The sequence below is a fragment of the Prosthecobacter sp. genome, from assembly GCF_044373815.1.
Classification (GTDB): Bacteria; Verrucomicrobiota; Verrucomicrobiia; order Verrucomicrobiales; family Verrucomicrobiaceae; genus Prosthecobacter.
The window spans coordinates 1-3,862 of record NZ_JBIPNG010000563.1 but is presented as its reverse complement, the minus strand read 5'-3'; the positions used below and the strand labels follow the sequence as shown (position 1 = coordinate 3,862).

Below are 3,862 nucleotides of genomic sequence, written 5' to 3'. Positions count from 1 at the left end.
TCCTCTACTTCGGATGAGGTCGCCCACGTGCTCCGCCAGTATCAACAATTAATCCTCAAACTCGGACGAAATCTTATGAACAAACCAATCATGGAAAAATTTTACGGCTTGATGCGAGACAAACAGCATCACGACTCAGCCTTGGCACTGACCGCCATGATGAATGATTTAGGTGCTTACCGAGGCGAAAGACTGTTTGATGAATTCCAACACGACACGACTCCCTTCGAAAAGATATTTCTCTGGGGTCCTGCATTTGTGGTTTTCGAGGGTCTAGGCGGAGTAAGGATCAAACTTGACGTGGACTGCAGGTCTCAAGCCCACACTACCGTCGTCTTCAAGAACCAGGATGATCCCGAAAGCCCTCTGCCAAAGCAAATACTGACAGAGATCGGCATGAACGCCGATTTCAAACTTAATCAAAGCACAGGCTTTTTAACTCGGGTATTCCCTTTCCCCTCGATGGAAGACGAATTGGATCAGTTCATCCGCGACTTCAAAGAAGCGCTAAAACAACGCACCCACAACGCGGCCTGACTGCTGCCCGTTCATCATTCCTCATTCTGATTTCGTCATTCTCCCCGCATGTCACGCCGCCGCAAACTCACCGATACCACCCCGTTCGACACCCTCCGGCTTGAAGGCACCCTCTTCGTGCCTGAGCTGCTCGAACGTGCGGCCAGCGGTGACGCTACCGCCCAGAAAGAGGCTGATTACGCCATCCCACGGGGCCTCAAGATTCACGATGAATACGGCCGCGCCTTCCGCATTGCCGCCGCCTCATGGCAGGCCTTCGTTCCACAGCTCGCTCGCACGGATCTCGATCCAGTCAGCACCACCCAAACCTTTGTTCTGGGTTTTCTCCGTCAGTGCCTCGACTACGTGGACATCACCCCGCTCTTGTCCCCCGTGCAGCTTGGAGATCGCGCCTTTCCCATCAGCGCCCAGGCCATCGGCGGACGCCTCCATGTCATCATCGCCCCGCATAATCTCGGGCTTGATGATCCTGATCAAAGTTTCGCCATTCTCGGTTCTGGCACTCGCCGAAAATCCGCCCATCAGCTTGCCCAAGAGTTCCTCAATGCTGATCGCAATAGCCTCTGGGCCATCGTCACCAACGGCAAGATCCTCCGTCTCCTCCGCGATGCCGACACACTCACGCGACCCAACTTCCTGGAGTTCGACCTCGAAACCATCCTTCGTGATGAGCAGCAGCGTTACGCGGATTTCGCCGCTCTGTGGCGCATGCTCCATGCCTCCCGCGCAGGCGCAGCCACGGCATCTTCTAGCGACTGCATCTGGGAGAAGTGGAAATCCGAAGGTCATGCCCAGGGACTCCGCATTCGTGATGGTCTCCGCGATGGCGTGCAGGAAGCCCTCCTCATACTCGGCACCGGCTTCATCACCCACCGGGAAAACGATTCACTTCGCCTGCGCCTTCACGACGGTGTCCTGACCAAGGAAGACTACTTCCAGCAGCTTCTCCGCCTCATCTACCGCTGCCTCTTTCTCTTCTGCTCAGAGGAGCGCGATCTCCTGCACCCCCAGGACGCCAGCACCACCGCCCGCCAGGCTTATGCCACCGGCTACAGCCTCCGCCGCTTGCGCACCCGCTCCTTGCGTCAATCTGCCCACGATCCCCATGGCGACCTCTGGCAGTCAGTCCGCATCACCTTCACGGCCTTAGCCAGCGGCCAGCCACGCCTTGGCCTGCCAGCCCTCGGCGGGCTCTTTGCTCAGGCCCAGTGCTCTGATCTGGACAGCGCCTCCCTGACCAATCGAGATCTGCTCTCTGCCATGAAGCACCTGCGCTGGTTCTTTGACAAAAAGACCGGCCAGCGCGGAGCCATTGATTACCGCAACATGGGGCCAGAGGAACTCGGCTCCGTCTATGAGTCCCTTCTGGAACTCGTGCCCCAGCTCGATCTCCCCGCTCGCGCATTCGGCTTCGCTGGCATTACCGACAGCGCCTCCACCTCTGGCAACGCCCGCAAGACCACCGGCTCCTACTACACCCCGGACTCCCTGGTTCAGGAGCTCATCAAGTCCGCCCTCGATCCCGTCATCGCCGACCGCCTCGCCGCCCAGCCCGACCGCCCCATCGACGCCCTGCTCTCCATCACCGTCTGCGATCCCTCCTGCGGCTCCGGCCACTTCCTCCTCGCCGCCGCCCGTCGCTTGGCCGAAAAACTCGCCGAACTCCGCGCCCCCGACGGAGCCGTCCGTCCTGATGACTACCGCCATGCTCTGCGCGAGGTCGCCAGCCGCTGCCTCTACGGCGTGGACATCAACCCCATGGCCGTCGAGCTGTGCCGAGTCGCCCTCTGGCTGGAGACCGTCGATCCCGGCAAGCCCCTCGGCTTCCTCAATCATCACATCCGCACCGGCAACAGCCTCCTCGGCACCACCCCCGACCTCATCGCCGCCGGCCTCCCCGACGACACCTTCACCGCCATTGAGGGCGACGACAAAGCCGCCTGCGCCGAACTCAAAAAGCGGAACAAAAAAGAGCGCGAAGGTTTCGGCCCCCTCTTCGAGCAAGAAGAGCAATCCATCCGCGACCACCTCCGCCACGCCGCCACGCAGATCGAGGCCATGGACGACAGCCAGCCCGCCGCCCTCCAGCAAAAAGAAGCCGCCTTCACCACCAGCGAGATCGCCCCCGAATACCGCCACGCCAAACTCCTCGCCGACCTCTGGTGCGCCGCCTTCGTCATCAAAAAGCACTACCCCTTAACCGCAGGAGAAGCCGAAGCCGCCTCACCTCCGATTTCTACTCTGCTATCTCCCATCGAGGGACATCTCCTCCACACCGAAGACGACCTCTTCGGCCAACCCAAGCACGTCTCTGCCCCCAAAGCCGTCAGCAAGAAACAACCAAGAACAGCGAACCGAGAACAGGGAACGCCTTGGGGCATCACCACCGCCCACCTACGCGACTTCGTCCAGGGCAAGCCCCTGCCCGCCAATCTTCAAGCCGAAGTCGAAGAACTCGCCCGCCAATACCGCTTCTTCCACTGGCACCTCGCCTTCCCCCAAGTCTTCGACCAAGGCGGCTTCGCCTGCATCCTCGGCAATCCACCGTGGGAGCGTGTAAAAATTCAAGAGAAGGAATGGTTTGCTGAGAAACGACCAGAGATAGCATCTGCCGCAAATGCGTCCGCTCGAAAACGACTGATTGAGCAGCTTGAAGTCGTTGCTCCGGGCCTCCTTCTTGAGTTCCGCTTGGCAATTAGGCAAGCCGATGCCGAAAGCCACTTTCTGAGAAACTCCTTTGTCTATCCGTTGTGTGGGCGAGGGGACGTGAACCTCTATACCGTTTTTGCGGAAACAATGTGTCGTTTTCTTTGCCCCAATGGACGGAGCGGATCAGTTCTGCCTAGCGGCATCGCCACAGATGACACAACAAAAACCTTCTTTCAAAGCCTCGTTGACCGAGCCGCCATCATTAGTCTTTTGAGTTTTGAGAATGAGGAGTTCATTTTTCCTGGAGTCCATCATTCAACTAAGTTTTGCCTTCTTTGCCTGAGCGGATCTGCATCGCAAAATAAGAGTTCACGCTTTCTATTTTATGCCAGAAGAATGGACGAAATTGGCGATCCCGCGCGATGCTTTGAAATGACTCCTGATGACTTTCTCATCTTGAATCCAGTGACTCGAACATGCCCGGTGCTAAGGGGGCCTTTGGATCTCGCATTGCTTCGTCAGCTCTATAGCAAGTCCTGCCTTCTAGAGGATTCGAATCAATACGCTGGTCAGTACATCAGGTTGATTCATCTTGGAGATGATGCCGAGGACGTGCGTCTGGCTGACCAACTCTCCGAGGGCCAGTTCAATAAACTTTACGAATACAGCACAGCAC

Annotated in this window: 2 protein-coding genes; both read left to right on the top strand. The window is 57.9% G+C overall.

Translation table 11 applies throughout. From position 1 onward, the window contains the following. Window positions 1–537 (top strand): hypothetical protein (locus ACIREA_RS28225; protein WP_397385657.1); only part of this gene is annotated, 537 nt, incomplete at its 5' end. A 48-nt stretch (window positions 538–585) separates the two neighbouring features. Beyond that, the coding region (locus ACIREA_RS28220) for an Eco57I restriction-modification methylase domain-containing protein (protein WP_397385656.1) at window positions 586–3,862 on the top strand (3,277 nt) is incomplete at its 3' end.